Below are 16,916 nucleotides of genomic sequence, written 5' to 3' on the forward strand. Positions count from 1 at the left end.
AAAAACGTTTCAAAAGAATATCCTGCGCTTCTTGGTTAACAAAAAAGGTCGAGAACAGGGGTACGCATACCCTTGTTCTCGACCTTTTAAACTCACAGGAGGACGAGCGTTACATCAGCTTCTTAATCTCATCCTTCAGGATTTCGGACTGGGTGCCGAAGATGACCTGCACTGCTCCGCCACCGAGCCTCATGACACCGGAAGCGCCAAGCTGTTTGAGCGCCCGATCGTTGACGGCTTTGTCGTCCCTGACAACTAGCCGGAGGCGAGTGATGCAGGCGTCAATGCTCTCGATATTATCTGTTCCCCCGATCTCGGCGAGCACTTTGCCAGCCTTGGTGTCGGCAGACGCTGCCACTGCTGAAGTATTAGTGGGGGTATCGGCATCATAAGTGTCATCCTCGCGCCCCGGCGTTTTCAGGTTGAACTTGATAATCATGAACCGGAACAGGAAATAATAGACGACCGCAAATGCGAGTCCGACCGGGATCATGAGCAGCGGATTGGTCGACAGCTTCATGTTCACGAGGTAATCGATCAGACCTGCAGAGAAGGCGAAGCCCAGCTTAACATTCAGCAGGTACATGATCAGGGCCGCCGCACCGGTAAGAATAGCGTGCACCACATACAGCAGAGGCGCCGCGAACATGAAGGAGAATTCGAGCGGCTCGGTAATACCCGTTAAGAACGAAGCCACCGCTGCGCCGATAAAGATCGAAGCGACCATTTTGCGCTTTTCAGGCCGGGCTGTATGAATCAAGGCTAGCGCCGCAGCCGGAAGAGCGAACATCATAATCGGGAAGAAGCCAGACATGAACATGCCTGCCGTAGGGTCTCCATTGAAGAAGCGGGTCAGGTCGCCGTGCACGACTTCCCCGGCTGCATTGGTATAATCTCCGATCTGGAACCAGGCGATGGAGTTGAGGACATGATGCAGACCGAGCGGGATGAGCAGGCGGTTGGCGATCATAAACACCATAGAGCCAACGCCGCCAAATCCTACAATCCAGGCGCCAAAAGCGCCGATGGCATCCTGAATCGGGCTCCAGACCATGCCGAACAGGATGGCCAACACCAGCATGGAGCCGGCGGTGACCATCGGCACAAAGCGTTTGCCGGAGAAGAAGCCGAGCCAGTCAGGAAGCTTGATATTATGGTATTTTTTATACATATAGGCTGCAAGCAGTCCGGCAAATATCCCGCCCAATACGCCCATATCCAGCTTGACATCGTCAGGAATGTAGCCGAATACACCCGGAACGGCTCCGAGAATCCGCGTCAGCACCATATAAGCGATCAGGGCGGAAAGCGCGGCGACCGCATCCCCCGCCAGTCCGATTGCCACCCCAATGGCAAAGATGAGCGCAAGGTTGCCGAAGATCGCCCCCGCTCCTTCATTCAGGAATGGTACTACATACTGATTAAGGAATCCCCCGATCACGGGACCGAGAGGAATGTCCTTTTCATAATTAAGAAGACCGAGGCCTTGAAGAATACCTGCCGCAGGCAGGGTTGCTACAGGAAGCATCAGGGATTTTCCCAGCTTTTGCAGTGATTTCAGCATATTGTTCTTCCTTTCTTTTTTTGATTTAGGTTATTTGGACAAGCTGACTTTCATGATAGTTCCCATGCCTGCTTTTACGCTGCCATACTCCGGGTGCGACTCCCACGGCTGATCAGCCGCATTCGCAACGATGACAGGGGTGATGACCGGATAACCGGCCGAAGCGATCGCATTCAGGTCAAATTTAATTAGAGTCTGACCGATAGTGACCTGATCCCCGGTCTGCACTTGGGGGGTGAAGCCCTGTCCTTTCAGGCTGACAGTATTCATACCGATATGCAGCAGCAGCTGCAGCCCGGAAGCATGTTCAATCATTACGGCATGGTGCGATTTGATCAGGTGTACCACAGTGCCGTCGATAGGGGCGACCAGCCTGCCTTCCTGGGGAATCATTGCGACTCCCGGTCCCATAAGTCCTTGCGCGAACGCTTCGTCAGGCACTTCTTCCAAACTGACGCAGGTTCCGGTGAATGGGGAGGCGACGGATATTGTTTCAGATGTTTTGGCAGATTTGTTGTTTTTCCATTTCCAGATCATTGTGTGTTGTCCTTTCTGTTGTTGGTTTTGGCATGGGTTTGAAAAAGCCGGTATAAATGCATGGCGAGAAAAGCCGTTTCTTCCTCGGGCACTTCTGTACCCAAATCCTCGGCCATTACAGCGCTCAGTTTTCTGGCTAGCTGGTATTCGGACATATATTCATTTTTCACATATTGTGCGAAGGTGGGGGCCGTCATCGGCTGCTGATACAGGCGTTCCATGGAGAAGCGCAGGTGTATCATGAGTCTTGCCTGGCTAAGGCTGCCCTGATCAAAGCGAATGCCACCCTCCTCTTCAATAATCGACTGAAGCTTGCTGATCACATTAGATACCTTAACCAACTGTCCGACAGGGACGTGATTTACGGAGGAGTACACATGGTATGTCAGGAATCCCGCCTCATCCTCCGGTATCTCTACGCCAAAAGCCTCTCCGATCATGGCCGCCGCTTCCGAGGCGATTTCGAATTCTTTCGGAAAACTGAGCTTTGTCTCCGTAAGGAAAGGATTCAGAATCTCCATCCCGTTGCGGATACGATATAAAGTGAACTGAATATGACTCGGAAGAGCAAGATAGATCTTGTCATTCAGCTTGCCGGGAAACTGATCAGCGATGAGACGGATAATTCGGTCAGAGATGTCGATGACATTGGGGTCCAAATCCCTCATCAGCTCCTGAGCCTGCCCCCATTCCTCCCGGTCTTCCAGCCGGAACCTTTTCTCAATCCGCGGATCATCAGACTGCACGGTGCTTTCCACTTTGAACGCAAATCCCAACCCTTTGCCAATCAGTACATACTCCTTGCTATTCTGGTGCGACCGGGCCAGAACAATATTGCTGCCGACGACCCGCTCCACCTGCAGAATCATTCCTTTACTCACGGTTCACCGCCTCCTCGTTTCTAAAGTTAACGCTTTCATGCCTCCGGAACGCAAAAAGAGCCAAGAAGCGAGTATAGTCTCATGTTCGCTTCTTGGCTCATGCCCTCTGGGGTGGTAACACGCCAATTCATTTTATGTTTTCATCAGAACGTTCTTCCTACATAATATATAGCTGATCTGCCACCGTCAACCATAATTTTGTCATCCCACTGTTCGTCGTTTAATATAGGGAATGTGTAAACGAAAAGGTACCTGCCGTAGTTGGAGCCAAATCTAACATGAATAGGAGTATGCCTATGTATCTTCGAAGTGTGGAACTCCTGTCGGCCAAGATCGAGAATCCGGACCAATATCCTTTTGACATCCCCGCGATCCGGTCCTTGGAACGATTGGAGGTCACGAATAACGTTACTTTTTTTGTAGGTGAAAATGGTTCAGGGAAATCTACGCTGCTGGAAGGCATCGCACATCAATGTGGCTTCAATACCGCAGGGGGTGGCAGGAATAATACCTACGAGACACATGCTTCGGAATCCTCGCTCGGGAATTATCTCAGGCTGGCCTGGTTGCCCAAAATAACGAATGGTTTCTTCATGCGCTCTGAATCGTTCTATCAATTCGCATCACATGTCGATGAGATGCCGGCGTCGCTTCAATACTATGGCGGGCGTTCATTACATGAACAATCACATGGGGAGTCTTTTCTCAGTCTGTTCGTCAATCGCTTCAGTTCCAAAGGCATCTATCTGCTCGACGAGCCCGAAGCCGCATTGTCCCCAGCAAGGCAGCTGTCCTTATTGCGGATTCTTCATGATCTGTCAGGCACTTCACAATTCATTATTGCGACGCACTCACCCATTTTGCTGGGGTATCCGGGGGCAGAGATTTTAAGTTTTGATGATAGCCAGATTCAAGAGGTAGCCTATGAGGATACCGATCACTACCAGATTACCCGCAGCTTTCTGGAGAACCGCGACCGGATGCTGAATGAATTATTTAAAGATTAAATTGATATTGTGATACCAAGTTTAATACTACATTTTATGAGGAGAGATTGGATGAAAGTAGGATTCATAATCATTGATATGCAAGAGAGTATTGTGCGGAAAAAGATGGATCAGAGCTCGATAGACCATGCTTGTGAGTACATTAACCATGTGGCTAACGTGCTGCGATCGAATGATCATGTGGTCGTTCACGTACAGGATGTGGAGGGCATGGAGGAGACACCACCGGAAGAATATCGTATTATTCCCGAGGTGGATGTGAATGAGAAGGATATCACAGTTACCAAAGAAGCTTCCAACGCTTTCTGGCAGACTAATCTGGAGCAGGTGTTGAAGAGTCACGGAATTGAATTGGTGATTATTGCCGGGTTTGCTGCAGAGGAATGTGTTCTATTCACCTACAACGGTGCGATGGAGCGAGGTTTCCGGCCGGTGATGTTGCAAAATGGAATTCTCAGCACCCATCACGAAGCGGTGATTTCAACGTACAGAGATCGCAATGTGATCTCATATCCTGTGGTTGATTATCTAATCCATTAAGTGTCGGTTATATACTAAATGGAGGTGATGGTGATGAACGTGCTTCACATTGCTTTTGTCCTTGTGATCTCATTGGCAGGAGTTGCCTTTGGCGTTCAGGGATTGAAGAAAAAATCTCCAGTCATGATGTATATCAGTGTAATATTTATTTTCGTTCCTATACTCCTCTTCCTGGATTGGATGGCTTTTCTACCTTTTATCGCTCCGGCTGCACTTGCTAGTGGATACTTGGTGAAAAATAAAAATAAGACCAATAATCGGACTCTGTAGGGAGTCTTTTTTTTGTTCAAATGTACATTTCCACTATAACAGTTAAGGTTACTCCATGGTTTAAACCAAACTTTGACTATATCTGTTATGGTTGAAAGGATATATTGAGAACAGGGCACAGCAAACGTGCTGTGGACATCGGAAAGGTTATGTATGGATCACTAACTAACTCATTAACTAAGGGAGATGTACAAAGAAAATGAATGTACACATTAAAGTATTTTGGCAGAACAAAAGGAATTGTTTCTCAACCTGTTCAACTTGTACTTATATGATCTGTCTGAATTTTCAGGCGAGGATCTACTTGAAGAGGGGAAATATGATCCAACGAACACCTATCTCTATCTGGAACGCGATGAATTACATCCATTTTTGATTCAATATGATGGGAAAGTTATTGGATTCGTATTGGTGTGTTCACCTCCATATGTGACGGAAGGTGTGGATTATACCGTGCAAGAGCTGTTCCTGGTCAAAAAATATCGTGGACAGGGGCTGGCAGCAGAAGCGATTGACTTGGTGTTTGCTCAATTTCAGGGTAGATTCAAAGTCGAACAGCTTGCTAACAATGCGGCAGCAGTTTCATTCTGGAAAAAATATTATGAGCAACATCAGATTGAATATACTGAGTCTGAATATAACATTGAAATTGACAACATCGCTGGTAGCCACCGGATTTTGTCTCAGAATTTTGTGCGTGAAAAGAGAAATAATATTTAAATTAGAAGGTGATTAGCTTGTTTAGTATCTTAGAAACCAAGGGGAATTTGAAGTGGGTCTCAGGTGTATTTCAGGCAGAAGATGCAGCTAGCCAGTACATGGATCTCATACCTGATGAGCTTAAGGTGTACCATGAATTCATTCAGTTAGAGAACATCACATGATCATGTAACCAATTAGTTTATAGCGATTTACCGAGAAGAAGGAGCAGAGTTTCTGAGTAAACGAAGGATTTTCCAAATGTAATGAATTTTCTCTCTAGGTCCCATTTGCTTCTCCTGAGTTAGGAGGTGGATAGGATCTTTTTCGATTTCCATTTACCAATACATGGGTTATGATGAATTAAGAGGATTGAACAGATATTGAAGCATGGGTAAGTGTAACGGAGGTGCGGGTGTTGCCGAAGCATCATTTTGTTATCGAAAACAAATCGCAAGTAGACGGGAATATTCATACCTCCTACTCATGGGATTCACAAGGGAGAATACATGGAAGTGGATTAACCACAGAGAATCATGCGACCTTGGAAGACGAATTCATTGCGTACATCTATGATACCCTTTGCTGGTTGGATACATGGAATCCATCTACCTGTATGACATGTAGTGGACTGAACAACTATGGAATAACCGTGATCGAAGAACAGGATGTTTTGTTGAAGTTTCATCAACTCAACCGGGCCTGGATTGATCTATTTAGCCATGCGACTGATCCGATTGTTCTTACAGGGAATTACAGTATTGATGGAGAAGATCAGAAGGGATACTACGAGAAACTCGTGTACAACAAAGTCGAATTAATCAACGAATTAAACAAGCTTGCGAACATGGCAAAGTATGCTGAGGTAAATGGGAAATGCATTGTGCATTTTGGGATATGAATCAATAGAAAAGTCTCCTGATAAAAATTATGATCTGTTGAGAGAAAGGAGCAAGAGTAATGACTAGTCGTATTGTTGTTACGGGTGGAGCTATTATTCGCGATCATAAGGGAAGGGTTCTGCTGCAAAAGAGATCAGATTATGGAGATTGGGGATTACCCGGTGGTGGTATGGAGCCAGGTGAACGAATCGAAGAAACCATGATTAGAGAAGTGAAAGAGGAAACAGGGCTTGAGGTGAGTTCTTATGAATTGGCCTCCATCTACACGGGCGAGAGGATGCACTATACGTATCCGGATGGAAATGAAGTAGTATTTGTAATGTTTTTATTTGACGTTATTGCGGAGTTGGAAGGAAAACTCTGTGATGATCAAGTAACTCTTTTATTTGAAGATGAACAAAAGGAGTCATTACAGCTTATTTTTAAAAGTTTGGATGAGATTGATATTGCCACAATTAACAATGTGCAGAAGCCTATATTTGTAGACTTGAAGCAAGGAGAGTCTAAATTGCTACGCGAGTGATAGCGTTAATAGAATAGTTTAGATACTTTTACATTGCCTTGGCCTATGGTTCATTTTGCAATTGCATCCGAATTGATATCAGATCCATCCCCTGAATTATTATTGGGAAACCTCGCTCCAGATTCCATCCATGTAAGAACTAATCTTCGTACCGAAAAGGCAAAAAACCACCTCATGCCAGAGGCAGGAAGGTTCGCAACAGACGAAGAACTTAAAGGATTTTTTGAGTCCAACAAGAAGTTAGCTTATAGTGATCCCAAATTCATGCAATATCTTTGCGGATACATCGCCCATATCTATACGGATCGCGTGTGGACTTTCGATATTTATCCTGCATATGAAGTCCAGCCCAACGGAAGAAGCGTGTATACACAGGATGTCACGAAGCTAGAGTTTATGATTTTACGGAATTGGAACAGGGCCCATGAATGGTTAAGTGAGCTGAACGTGGGGAAAGCATTTGGTTTAGGTGGATTGCTGGAATCTGAGGTGTACCAGTATAGAGGAAAGAAACTTGAGTTTTTAACTAACCCTGACAACGAACCTTTGGGCGACTTAAATATTTTATCCATGGAAGCTATGGAAGAGTTCATACATAAAACTGCGTTAGCGCTAAAAGAATTGTATACAAAATGGAATGTGTATAATGATTTACGCAGCAGTGTGTAAGTAAGGGAGGAATTTACCTGAAGGTATACAGGAAACGACTCCGCAAAATTGTAGTGAATGATACACTGTTCCTGTACGTTGTGGATGAGCAAGCATACGATATCGTCATTCGGGTTTATTCGAATGCGCTTAAATCCACATTTGTAGAGTTCGATGTTGCTTGGGAAGATACATGGGATATATTTGTCTATGAACCCAGACTGATATCCAACCTTATTCAATATGCTATAAAACAAGGGTGGGACTACCAACAGAAGAACAACAAAATGAGATTCAACAACGCGAACAGCATTGTAAGAATTTTAATGGCAGAGAAACAAACATGATCATAAGGAACGTGGACACAAATTGAAAGCACGTCTCCTGCTCCTCAATTCACCTATTTTAAATTAGAAGATATGTAATGAAAGGCATGGCCACCAGTTAATCTTGCATCATAGAATCACATAAAGGAGTATGCTATGGACATCGTTATGACGCTTGAACCACACGGATGGCTGGATATCCTGGTTAAACCTAATCAAGGAGAACAGATAGAGATTCCGGTTTCTTTTTTGTCGGATGCGGTTGATGAGATGGCACGTCAATTCGTTGCATTGCACAAAGGAGCCAACGAGGTAACCATGACCATGCAGACCGAACCTGGAGAATATCGATTCTGGATCAAGAAAAGTTCACAGGTAATCGTTCAATTTATGGTGTATGAGATGAGTGATAACTTTAGCACGGAAGCCGTTACAGAGGGCCGTTTACTTATGTCCGAGGAGTTAACCTTGGTCAAGTTGACCAAGCTGTTCTACAGAGAGCTAAGCAAATTGAAGGAAATGGGACTGGAGGAATATCACAAACGGTGGAGTTTTGATTTTCCTCTGGATGCCTATGAGCGGATAGGAAGGGTTGTCCAGATCCGATGAAATCGATTGTTTTTGACGAGAAGGAGGGGTGACGTGGCAAACATATATAAGGGAAGATATTCCGCTCAGATTAAGGGAGAATTTGTTGTTTTTATCATCGGAATGAGGATCAATCGTCTGTGGGCTATACATAAATGGCTGCCTGTCTTTAAGTCCATGGGCCCGATGATTAAAGAACTGTATATGAATCCGGAGACCGGATTTCTGAGTACAGAGTATTTTATAAGCTGGCGTGGGGTGACGTTACTACAATACTGGCGCTCTTACGATGAATTGGAGAAATACGCACGAGGTGGACTGCACTTGGAAGCTTGGAAAAGATTCAACCGCTCCATTGGTACTGACGGAACTGTGGGGATCTACCATGAGACATACAAAGCTCAGTCAGGTTCCTTCGAGACCATATATGCCAATATGCCCAAATTCGGATTAGCTAAAGCGTCTGAACATGTGCCAGCGACAGGCAGGATGGAAACATCCAGACGCAGAATGGGCGGAGAGAATGACCCGGCAGTGGAAGCACCAGAGAAGCCTTAAAGTGGTGAAAAGAAAGGAGCATGTTATGAAGGCTAAACTTCGACCAGAAGATATATATTCAAAGCAACTGAGCTGGCTGTGTATTGAACCAATGCTTGTTTCTGTACGGGGCAGAGATATGGCCGCCAAAACAGAGATATACCGACAGTTACACGAAGGGCAACAAGCCTTATTTCTGTTCTATTCCTATCACAATCACACGAAAAGTCTGGCAGAATTTTATTGGTTTTCGGCGTATAACATCATCGAGATCAAGAGTTGGAATGGGATCAAAAAAGGAATGCACTTTTTTCATTTAGATGAGATGGTAACTGTACTGGACCAGATAGAAATTCTCATTACGGAAAAAAATAAGGTGGATGATGAGTGGCGTGAGGTGCTGCCAACGGATCTGGAGAAGGACCCAATCCTGCTCCAGAGAACAGAGGCATTATATGCTGCATATCAGATCGTGGCAGAAGCAGCTATAACACACATGAACAAGATGATTCTGCAAAATCAGGAGATGTATCTGGAGGTCGAGTAGGTTAAGGCAGCACCTTGATAAAAAAGAATAGTTCATGCCTTGAATACTCTGGATGAGTACATAGAAGAACTGCTCCCATGGAGTGGTTTTTTTATTGTCTACGTCGTGCCGATGCAACAAACCTGCAAAATCATGCAACAAAACGCAATACAGTGGGATAGTCATAACTATGCTTGTAATATGAGTTGTGAGAGGAGGGCAACACGTGAAAGTCATTTTTGAAGAGAATACAGCAATTGAAAAAAGGGTGGTCAAAGTCATAACTCATCCTGAAGAGAGGTCGAAGTGGGATCGTATTGAAAAAGCGATCGGCCAATCGGAAACTCAACTAATGGTCATCCATGCCAAGAACAATCGCAACGTACAGATTCAACTGAGCTCGGTGGTCGCCATTGAGTCAGAGGATCGGATGTGTTGTGTACGTGTGATTACAGGCGAGAGATACCTGCTTAACAAACGTTTGAAATTTGTGGAAGAAGACCTGGATGACGTTCATTTTGTGAAAATTAATAATCAAACGATCATCAACACACGGTATATCACCGCATTCTCTGCAACAGACCATGCTCGGATTAAGGTAGACCTGAGCGATAGCTCCAGTTACTTTGTCAGCCGATTTTATATTAAAAACTTTAGGGGGAAATTATCATGATGATGCAGCTTAGGCTGTCCTTTTTTCAAGTATTCACCGTTACTTCACTCTGGGTGACCTTGCTATTGACCCTATTCTATAATGATCAACCTATCGAAATGGGCTATCTGTGGAATATTGCCGGCATTTCAGCTATTGCCGCTGTGTTGTTTGGCGTGATGTACAATGCGCTCTGGAACTACTTTACGTTAAAACCAGTATGGAATATCGTTATTTCTTCCACATTCAATATTGCAGGAGGTATGGCGATCGTATGGTTGTTCTCGGTAGACATGTTCCAGTTCATCGCTCCCTGGTTCCCCGGCATGTGGTTTTTATCCATTGTGTTACACATCATCGCTTTTTATTTTTATGCTAGAATGGATAGCAGGAAAAAAGCGGAAGAGTTAAACAACATTCTCAAGTAGGCAAGGAGTACACGTATGAACGAGGGAGAGCTGTTGGTACGGATTGGAACCTGATGAGATAAACCGGGAGGGCCTTCGAAAGCTGCTTCACCAAGAGATGGAGAACCGAAACTCAGAGGATAAGGAAATTCTGAAACTGTTGTGCATTATGTTGTTCTGTATCGGAAATGTAGAGGACACTGAACTGATCTGGCAGGCCAAACGAAAGAATCAGGATACGAGCAGTTATATTGATGTGCAGTTATTATGTGGTGCAGGTTATGAGGAGACATTGTTTTATCTGGAAAATATGGACGGGGAACAGGCGAACAAGGAGTTGCTGTACCTTAGACAGTGTGAGCCGTATGATTTTGTTGATTTCTCCAAAGTGGAATGGGTCTCGAACTATAAACGATATTACGGTGTTTAAAAGTAAGTTCTGCTGATAACCACGCGCTTTGCATGATGTAACTCGTGCAGAGAAGTGTGGTTTTTTGCACGAAATACGATAGAAACAGAGATGGTAATCTTCGTTTATTCGCAAATTCCACATTATGGGTTATGATGTACCTTGAGAGAAAATTTTACATACATAGGAAGTCTTTTTTGGATAATAAAAGAGTGTAGATGAATGCTGACCGGAGGGCTGATTATGAGAAAGTTAACCGTACTTTCATTATTACTTCTACTTCTGGCGGCCTGTCAGAACAAGGGAAACACACAAGATGCACAGCAATCAATAGATTCACCATCTCAAAGCGTCACAGAAAAAGAGGTACAACAGAATGAAGAAATATCGACACTTCAAGAGAAGGAAGACATCCCACCAGAGTATCTCGATGAAACAAACTATACCGGGGACCAATTGGAAATTGTCAAACTTATGAATGCACGTATGCGTTATTTATACGAAAGTGACGAAAAGGGGTATAAGAATCTGTTTGATCCACAGTCTCCTATATCGGGCATGGGAAGATACAAAATTCGAAAGATTACTTCCATAAGCGATATTATCATTCAAGAGCAAAAGAAACTCTTCCAGGTAGCTGTAACGATTACTGAACTAAGAGAGAACGATAAGGAATATATCAATACGATGGTGTTTTGGAAAAAGAAAGAAGATGGCGATTCTGCGCAATGGGTTATTGCAGATATTGATTAATAACATAGTGTCTGAAACATGGAAGATCCATATCTTCACACAACATAAAGGGTGATGTAATGATGACAAGGCGATTAATACTGATTGAAGGATTACCGGGTTCAGGCAAGTCAACAATTGCCGAAATGGTATCCGAAATTTTAAAGGGGCGAGGCAAGGAGGTACAACTATTTCAGGAAGGAAATCTGGATCACCCTGCTGATTACGAGGGCGTATCTTTTTATTATGCTGGAGACTTCGAGGCTTTGTTGAAAACGCATGAAGAATACAGAGAGATTCTGGAAAGCAATGCGACTGCCCATGGCGATGGTTTTCTGATTCCTTATCGTAAGATGAGAGAACAATGGGGAATAGAGCTTCCCGATCAAATTGCACAGGATATTTTCAGCCGGGATATTTACGAAATTCCTTTTGCGCAAAATGTGAAGCTGATCACCATGAAGTGGCAAGATTTCGCCCAAAACGTGTTGAGCACGAATGATGATTGCATCACGATATTTGAGTGTTGTTTTATCCAGAATCCACTGACCATGGGTCTCGTAAAATGCAATCAATCCAAAGAGCAGAACGTGCAGTATGTATTGGAACTGGGGCGTATCATTCATGCTCTGAATCCGCTTCTCATCTATATCGATCAGAAAGATATATCCTATACCTTTGATAAGGCGGTTAGTGAAAGACCCAAAGAATGGTCAGAGGGATTCATTCATTATTATACGAACCAGGGTTTGGGGCAGGCACAGGGTTATCAGGGTGTTAAGGGTACGGTACAGGTTCTGCAGGAAAGAAAGAATCTGGAGTCTGAAATCTATGAGTTACTTCAAATGGATAAGGTATGGCTGGATAATTCGGATTATGACCGCAAGGTTTGTAGGCACAAGCTAGAAAAGATTCTGCAGTAACCTTAATGAAATACAAATACATACCGGAGGTCAGTTTTATGACATTTTATGGAGTAGCTTTAATTGCAATAACCGCAATCTTAATTATTATAGGTGTTCGAAGCAAACGGAAAGTGATTTTTAGATGGGGTATAGCCAGTTTAATTTTATTGCTCGTACTCATCATTCCGTCATTCATCATGGGATTCATGGACGGCTTTGCTAATGGATGGTCAGCGAGATGATCACTGCAGATAACAATAATATATCGTATGAACAAAATCACAACAAATTCAACTTCCGTGTGGCAGGTATTGTGATGGATGCGGGAAGAGTTCTTTTGCATACGACTGAACAGGATGCTTTCTGGAATCTGCCCGGAGGTCGGGTGAAATTAAACGAGACAACAGAAGCGGCTATTGTGCGAGAGATGATGGAGGAACTGGGGGTTCATGTAGAAGCGCAAAGGCTCGCATATGTTAGTGAAGATTTCTTTGAATATGATGGCCTGAAGTATCATGAAGTTGGCTTTTATTATGTCATCACATTGCCGCAAGCCCATAAGCTATATAGTGAAACTGAATTCAAAGGTTTAGAAGATAACGGTAAGTTAATTTTCAGATGGTTTTCCTTGGACGAACTGGAGCGGATGGAAGTCTATCCTGTGTTTTTGAAAAAGGAACTGACTAATCTCCTTGATGCAAAAGGCATCAAACACTTCATTCAGAAATAGAGCGATAGGTGCCTATGGACATTACATTTATTCGTCATGGTCATGGCGAACACTTGGTAGATTACCCTAATCAATTAAATTGCCTGCACCCTGGCCTCACTGAATTGGGGAAAAGCCAGGTTATAGCGTTGCGTAAACAAGTGTTTTTTGCACCTGAAGACGTCATTTTGGTCAGTCCAACAAAACGTACTATTGAAACAGCACAACTTCTCATCCCTAACAAAAATCTTGTGTTCTTAAGCCCGCTGGTTGGCCCAAGAATGTTTCCTCAGAGTCCAGAGTTTTGTACCTTTCGTCTGCGATCAGACCTACTCCAAGGAAGAACTCGGCCATCAGTATACTGACTTAAGAATGGTTGAGTTGGGGTTGGATTGTTGGGAAGAGAGTATTAATCAGATGGATGCACGTCGATTCAAGATATTAGCTGAGCAGCTTCTTGAATGGTGCAGGCAACAGAGCGGCAATACGTTTATCATTTCCCATGATGGTACGATATCGAACTACAGGATGTTACTCGGAGAACAAGGGTTAACCAAAAGTGATTTTCTTGGTGAAGCAGGGCAGTACACGATCAGGAACTTTTAACGATCTAAGGAGATCCCATCAATCTCTTTTACTACACATTACACAAGGAATCTGCTTTATAAGCGACTATAACTGCACTTAGGGGGATTTTCAATGAAGTTATCGGATTATGAGTATCTAACTTTGGCTCTGGAAGAAGCAGAACAATCACTTACTGAAGGAACGTATCCGATTGGTGCGATAATCGTGGATGTGGATGGGATTGTCGTGAGTAAAGGCAGGAACCGAGTCTTCTCGGATTGCGACCCCACCGCACATGCTGAGGTGGATGCCATTCGTCGGGCAGGAAAACATTTGCTGGATGTGGACAACAAGAGATTCACGAAGAAAAAAGACTTGACGCTCTATACCACCTGTGAACCATGTCCCATGTGTTCGTGCACCATACTAATGTCGGGGATTAAAAAGATTGTATGGGCAGCAGATGATGAAGAATATGGCGGGCTTCGACGTTTCAAGGAAGGACCTCATTTTATCCATATGTTTGACACGCTATCCTGTGTTGCAGCACCCTATCTTGATCTGGAAAACAGACAGAGGGCTTTGCTCGCCAAATGGAATATTAGTAGAGGTTTGCTTAATACAGAATGGGAGATTCCTAAACAATGATCTTAATCCAAAGGAGATGAATCCACATGGAATTCGTGGGAGAGAGGGTAAGAGTAACATCAGTCACAGAGCAGGACCTCGACTTCATATGTCAACTTGAATGTGACACAAACATATGGAGCTTTGAAGAAACTGTAGAAACGGATGAGGAAAAGGTCCGTGAGAAATATCGCAGTCATTTTGCTGTCGCAGATGATAAACCGTATGCCTATGATTTCGTTATACGCCGCATGGATGATCAGGAAGATACACCCATTGGTATCGTTCAAATGTGGAGTTATGTGGATTACCGAAAAAGCTGGGAACTTGGATTCGCCGTACTTTCGGAATATGCAGGCAACGGATATGGGAGCGAGGCTACCCGTCTTTTGTTACAATTTGCATTTCAAGAGTTACAAGCTCATAAGGTCGTCGGCATGTGCAATTCACAAAATGTTCGCTCAGCTGCACTGATGCAGCATGTAGGTATGATACGGGAGGCCGTCTTCCAGGAAGAATTGTGGTGGAACAATCAGTGGACAGACCAGTATTTTTTCTCGATTTTGGATAGAGAGTTTAAGCCAGTCTAATAGATACGGGAGGAAATCAGATGACTACGTTGGTTCTGCTAAGTGATTTGGTATTCGAATCTAACGATAAATTGGATCAGAAAATATTACGCTTATTCAACCGTGAACAGCCTTCCATCGGATATATTCCTTCGTGTTCCGATCCGGAGCGGAAATATTTTGAACACACCAGACGTTATTATAATCAACTAGGAATAGATAACATTCAATATTATGATCTTGATCTGGAGTATGAGGAGAGCACATTTGACTCTATTTTCGAATGTGATGCGATTCATCTATCCGGAGGAAATACGTTTTATTTTCTAAGTTTATTACAGAAGAGAAATGTGCTTGGTTTGTTGCGTTCCTATGTGAAGAGTGGTGGCATTCTGATTGGGGTCAGCGCAGGCAGTATTCTGACTACACCTACGATCGAGATAGCTGGGTATGGAGAAGATGCAGATGAGAACGAAGTGGGTTTGGATGATATGAAGGCGCTGGGGCTCGTTGATTTTGAGTTTGCACCGCACTGGGATGGTTCGGAAAATACCCTGAATTCATTAAGAGAGTATACCCGTGTTAATCGTACGGCGGTTTATGCGTGCCAAGATGGTGGCGGGCTTGTAAAGAATGGTGAAAGCGTAGAATTATATGGAAATGTGCGTCTCGTAGATTACAAAGAAAGGGGGTCTGTTTCATGAGTAATATTACGGTCTATCATTATGATGCTTTCTCTACAGTTCCTGGTCAAGGTAACCCGGCAGGAGTGGTTTTTGATGCGGATCATTTCAGTGAGAAGGAGATGCAGCAGATCGCTTATAAGGTTGGTTTTAATGAGACAGTATTTGTGTTGAACTCTGAAATAGCTGACGTCAGATTACGTTATTTTACACCGGGCCATGAGATTAATCTGTGTGGTCATGCCACAATGGCATCACTGTATGGTTTGAAGACGCGTGGGATGTTAAGTGACAAAGAGTTAATCACGATTGAAACCAATGTAGGTACATTACCCATACGATTTGAGTGCAATACCGACACCATTTACATGGAAATGAAACAGGATCAGCCGCAGTTTATACCGTTCCAGGGGGATATCGAGAAGCTGGTAAGCGCCATTAATCTAACTCTAGATGAGGTTGACCTTTCTACGCCAATCGTTTATGGAAGTACAGGGACCTGGACGGTATTAATCCCGATTCGTGAACTGAACTCTTTTATGAAAATGAAACCGGATTCTTCCCTGTTCCCAGGAATTTTAATTGAGAATCCCAAAGCTTCCCTGCATCCCTTTTGTTTCGAAACCCGTGATTCCGATGCGATGATGCATGCCAGACATTTTTCATCACCTTACTCTGGTACGACGGAAGATCCAGTGACTGGAACAGCCTCCGGGGTAATGGGTGCTTATTATTTAACCTATGTGAAACCGGAGATTGATGAGGTACAGTTTTTGGTAGAGCAAGGACATGAGATTGGAAGAGATGGAAAGGTTCAAGTGAGTGTGATTCGAGATGGTGAGGATATGGATGTCAGAATAAAGGGGACAGCTGTTTTTGTGCGTGAACTGAACGTTGAATTGGACACCTGATCTTCTACATAAAGGAGAGACTGTTATTGAATTAAAAGACTGTTTTAGATAGCGTTACTCGTGTCTTGAAAGAAGAATTAACGGATGCCTTGGTGGGAATATATTTACACGGTTCCATGGCCATGGGATGCTTTCATCCAAATCAGAGTGATATCGATATATTGGTTGTTAGCCGGGAAAAGCGGTCTGCTGACACC

27 protein-coding genes are annotated in these 16,916 nt (G+C 43.9%); 24 read left to right on the top strand and 3 right to left on the bottom strand.

From position 1 onward, the window contains the following. Window positions 1–109 precede the first annotated feature (109 nt). The 3 genes from MKY92_RS08010 to MKY92_RS08020 are packed head-to-tail and all read right to left on the bottom strand — an operon-like array spanning window position 110 to window position 2,982. Entirely contained in the window at window positions 110–1,564 is a 1,455-nt protein-coding gene (locus MKY92_RS08010) for a PTS transporter subunit EIIC (RefSeq protein WP_339300077.1), read from the bottom strand. A 30-nt stretch (window positions 1,565–1,594) separates the two neighbouring features. Beyond that, window positions 1,595–2,101 (bottom strand): PTS glucose transporter subunit IIA, encoded by a 507-nt coding sequence (locus tag MKY92_RS08015; protein ID WP_339300078.1) that lies wholly within the window; start codon window positions 2,099–2,101, stop codon window positions 1,595–1,597. Then, window positions 2,098–2,982 carry a PRD domain-containing protein gene (locus MKY92_RS08020; protein ID WP_339300079.1) on the bottom strand — a complete coding sequence of 295 codons (885 nt, stop codon included), beginning with the start codon at window positions 2,980–2,982 and terminating at the stop codon, window positions 2,098–2,100. The genes MKY92_RS08015 and MKY92_RS08020 overlap by 4 nt, the downstream gene beginning before the upstream one ends. A gap of 296 nt (window positions 2,983–3,278) precedes the next feature. Here MKY92_RS08020 and MKY92_RS08025 point away from each other — a divergent pair, with 296 nt between their 5' ends. The 24 genes from MKY92_RS08025 to MKY92_RS08140 all read left to right on the top strand — a co-directional run bounded on the left by MKY92_RS08025 (window position 3,279) and on the right by MKY92_RS08140 (window position 16,719). Continuing rightward, window positions 3,279–3,989 carry an AAA family ATPase gene (locus tag MKY92_RS08025; protein ID WP_339300081.1) on the top strand — a complete coding sequence of 237 codons (711 nt, stop codon included), beginning with the start codon at window positions 3,279–3,281 and terminating at the stop codon, window positions 3,987–3,989. Between the two features lie 51 nt (window positions 3,990–4,040). Beyond that, window positions 4,041–4,529: an isochorismatase family protein gene (locus MKY92_RS08030; protein WP_339300082.1), complete on the top strand. Its 489-nt coding sequence runs from the start codon at window positions 4,041–4,043 to the stop codon at window positions 4,527–4,529. Between the two features lie 33 nt (window positions 4,530–4,562). Next, on the top strand, window positions 4,563–4,799 hold the full coding sequence (locus MKY92_RS08035) for a hypothetical protein (RefSeq protein WP_339300084.1): 237 nt from the start codon (window positions 4,563–4,565) through the stop codon (window positions 4,797–4,799). A 222-nt stretch (window positions 4,800–5,021) separates the two neighbouring features. Next, entirely contained in the window at window positions 5,022–5,519 is a 498-nt protein-coding gene (locus tag MKY92_RS08040; protein WP_339300086.1) for a GNAT family N-acetyltransferase, read from the top strand. A gap of 17 nt (window positions 5,520–5,536) precedes the next feature. After that, entirely contained in the window at window positions 5,537–5,683 is a 147-nt protein-coding gene (locus tag MKY92_RS08045) for a hypothetical protein (protein ID WP_339300088.1), read from the top strand. A 233-nt stretch (window positions 5,684–5,916) separates the two neighbouring features. Then, on the top strand, window positions 5,917–6,399 hold the full coding sequence (locus tag MKY92_RS08050; RefSeq protein WP_339300090.1) for a hypothetical protein: 483 nt from the start codon (window positions 5,917–5,919) through the stop codon (window positions 6,397–6,399). A 59-nt stretch (window positions 6,400–6,458) separates the two neighbouring features. Further along, entirely contained in the window at window positions 6,459–6,923 is a 465-nt protein-coding gene (locus MKY92_RS08055; protein ID WP_339300091.1) for an NUDIX domain-containing protein, read from the top strand. 45 nt (window positions 6,924–6,968) lie between these two features. After that, window positions 6,969–7,592 (top strand): hypothetical protein, encoded by a 624-nt coding sequence (locus MKY92_RS08060; RefSeq protein ID WP_339300093.1) that lies wholly within the window; start codon window positions 6,969–6,971, stop codon window positions 7,590–7,592. Window positions 7,593–7,645: 53 nt separating this feature from the next. Continuing rightward, on the top strand, window positions 7,646–7,918 hold the full coding sequence (locus MKY92_RS08065; RefSeq protein ID WP_192134513.1) for a hypothetical protein: 273 nt from the start codon (window positions 7,646–7,648) through the stop codon (window positions 7,916–7,918). 135 nt (window positions 7,919–8,053) lie between these two features. Further along, entirely contained in the window at window positions 8,054–8,506 is a 453-nt protein-coding gene (locus MKY92_RS08070; RefSeq protein WP_339300096.1) for a hypothetical protein, read from the top strand. Between the two features lie 33 nt (window positions 8,507–8,539). After that, window positions 8,540–9,043 carry a DUF4188 domain-containing protein gene (locus tag MKY92_RS08075; protein WP_339300098.1) on the top strand — a complete coding sequence of 168 codons (504 nt, stop codon included), beginning with the start codon at window positions 8,540–8,542 and terminating at the stop codon, window positions 9,041–9,043. Between the two features lies 1 nt (window position 9,044). Beyond that, window positions 9,045–9,569: a hypothetical protein gene (locus MKY92_RS08080; protein ID WP_339300100.1), complete on the top strand. Its 525-nt coding sequence runs from the start codon at window positions 9,045–9,047 to the stop codon at window positions 9,567–9,569. 205 nt (window positions 9,570–9,774) lie between these two features. Then, window positions 9,775–10,221 (top strand): LytTR family DNA-binding domain-containing protein, encoded by a 447-nt coding sequence (locus MKY92_RS08085; protein ID WP_339300101.1) that lies wholly within the window; start codon window positions 9,775–9,777, stop codon window positions 10,219–10,221. Further along, on the top strand, window positions 10,218–10,628 hold the full coding sequence (locus MKY92_RS08090; RefSeq protein ID WP_339300102.1) for a hypothetical protein: 411 nt from the start codon (window positions 10,218–10,220) through the stop codon (window positions 10,626–10,628). Before MKY92_RS08085 ends, MKY92_RS08090 begins: the two co-directional genes overlap by 4 nt. A gap of 97 nt (window positions 10,629–10,725) precedes the next feature. Further along, complete coding sequence (locus MKY92_RS08095) at window positions 10,726–11,037, top strand: hypothetical protein (RefSeq protein WP_339300104.1); 312 nt, start codon at window positions 10,726–10,728, stop codon at window positions 11,035–11,037. Between the two features lie 222 nt (window positions 11,038–11,259). Beyond that, entirely contained in the window at window positions 11,260–11,769 is a 510-nt protein-coding gene (locus MKY92_RS08100) for a hypothetical protein (RefSeq protein WP_339300105.1), read from the top strand. Window positions 11,770–11,828: 59 nt separating this feature from the next. Continuing rightward, window positions 11,829–12,671: an adenylyl-sulfate kinase gene (locus tag MKY92_RS08105; protein WP_339300107.1), complete on the top strand. Its 843-nt coding sequence runs from the start codon at window positions 11,829–11,831 to the stop codon at window positions 12,669–12,671. Between the two features lie 220 nt (window positions 12,672–12,891). Then, window positions 12,892–13,383 carry an NUDIX hydrolase gene (locus MKY92_RS08110; RefSeq protein ID WP_339300108.1) on the top strand — a complete coding sequence of 164 codons (492 nt, stop codon included), beginning with the start codon at window positions 12,892–12,894 and terminating at the stop codon, window positions 13,381–13,383. A gap of 14 nt (window positions 13,384–13,397) precedes the next feature. Continuing rightward, window positions 13,398–13,727, top strand: a complete 330-nt coding sequence (locus MKY92_RS08115; protein ID WP_339300109.1) for a phosphoglycerate mutase family protein — start codon at window positions 13,398–13,400, stop codon at window positions 13,725–13,727. A gap of 7 nt (window positions 13,728–13,734) precedes the next feature. After that, entirely contained in the window at window positions 13,735–13,968 is a 234-nt protein-coding gene (locus MKY92_RS08120; RefSeq protein WP_339300110.1) for a hypothetical protein, read from the top strand. Between the two features lie 93 nt (window positions 13,969–14,061). Further along, entirely contained in the window at window positions 14,062–14,577 is a 516-nt protein-coding gene (locus tag MKY92_RS08125; protein WP_339300112.1) for a nucleoside deaminase, read from the top strand. A 26-nt stretch (window positions 14,578–14,603) separates the two neighbouring features. Next, window positions 14,604–15,146 (top strand): GNAT family protein, encoded by a 543-nt coding sequence (locus tag MKY92_RS08130; protein ID WP_339300114.1) that lies wholly within the window; start codon window positions 14,604–14,606, stop codon window positions 15,144–15,146. A 20-nt stretch (window positions 15,147–15,166) separates the two neighbouring features. Continuing rightward, window positions 15,167–15,829 (top strand): Type 1 glutamine amidotransferase-like domain-containing protein, encoded by a 663-nt coding sequence (locus MKY92_RS08135; RefSeq protein WP_339300116.1) that lies wholly within the window; start codon window positions 15,167–15,169, stop codon window positions 15,827–15,829. Further along, complete coding sequence (locus tag MKY92_RS08140) at window positions 15,826–16,719, top strand: PhzF family phenazine biosynthesis protein (RefSeq protein ID WP_339300118.1); 894 nt, start codon at window positions 15,826–15,828, stop codon at window positions 16,717–16,719. The genes MKY92_RS08135 and MKY92_RS08140 overlap by 4 nt, the downstream gene beginning before the upstream one ends. Window positions 16,720–16,916 lie beyond the last annotated feature (197 nt).

The organism is Paenibacillus sp. FSL R5-0623 (assembly GCF_037974265.1).
In the GTDB taxonomy this organism is placed as follows: Bacteria; Bacillota; Bacilli; order Paenibacillales; family Paenibacillaceae; genus Paenibacillus.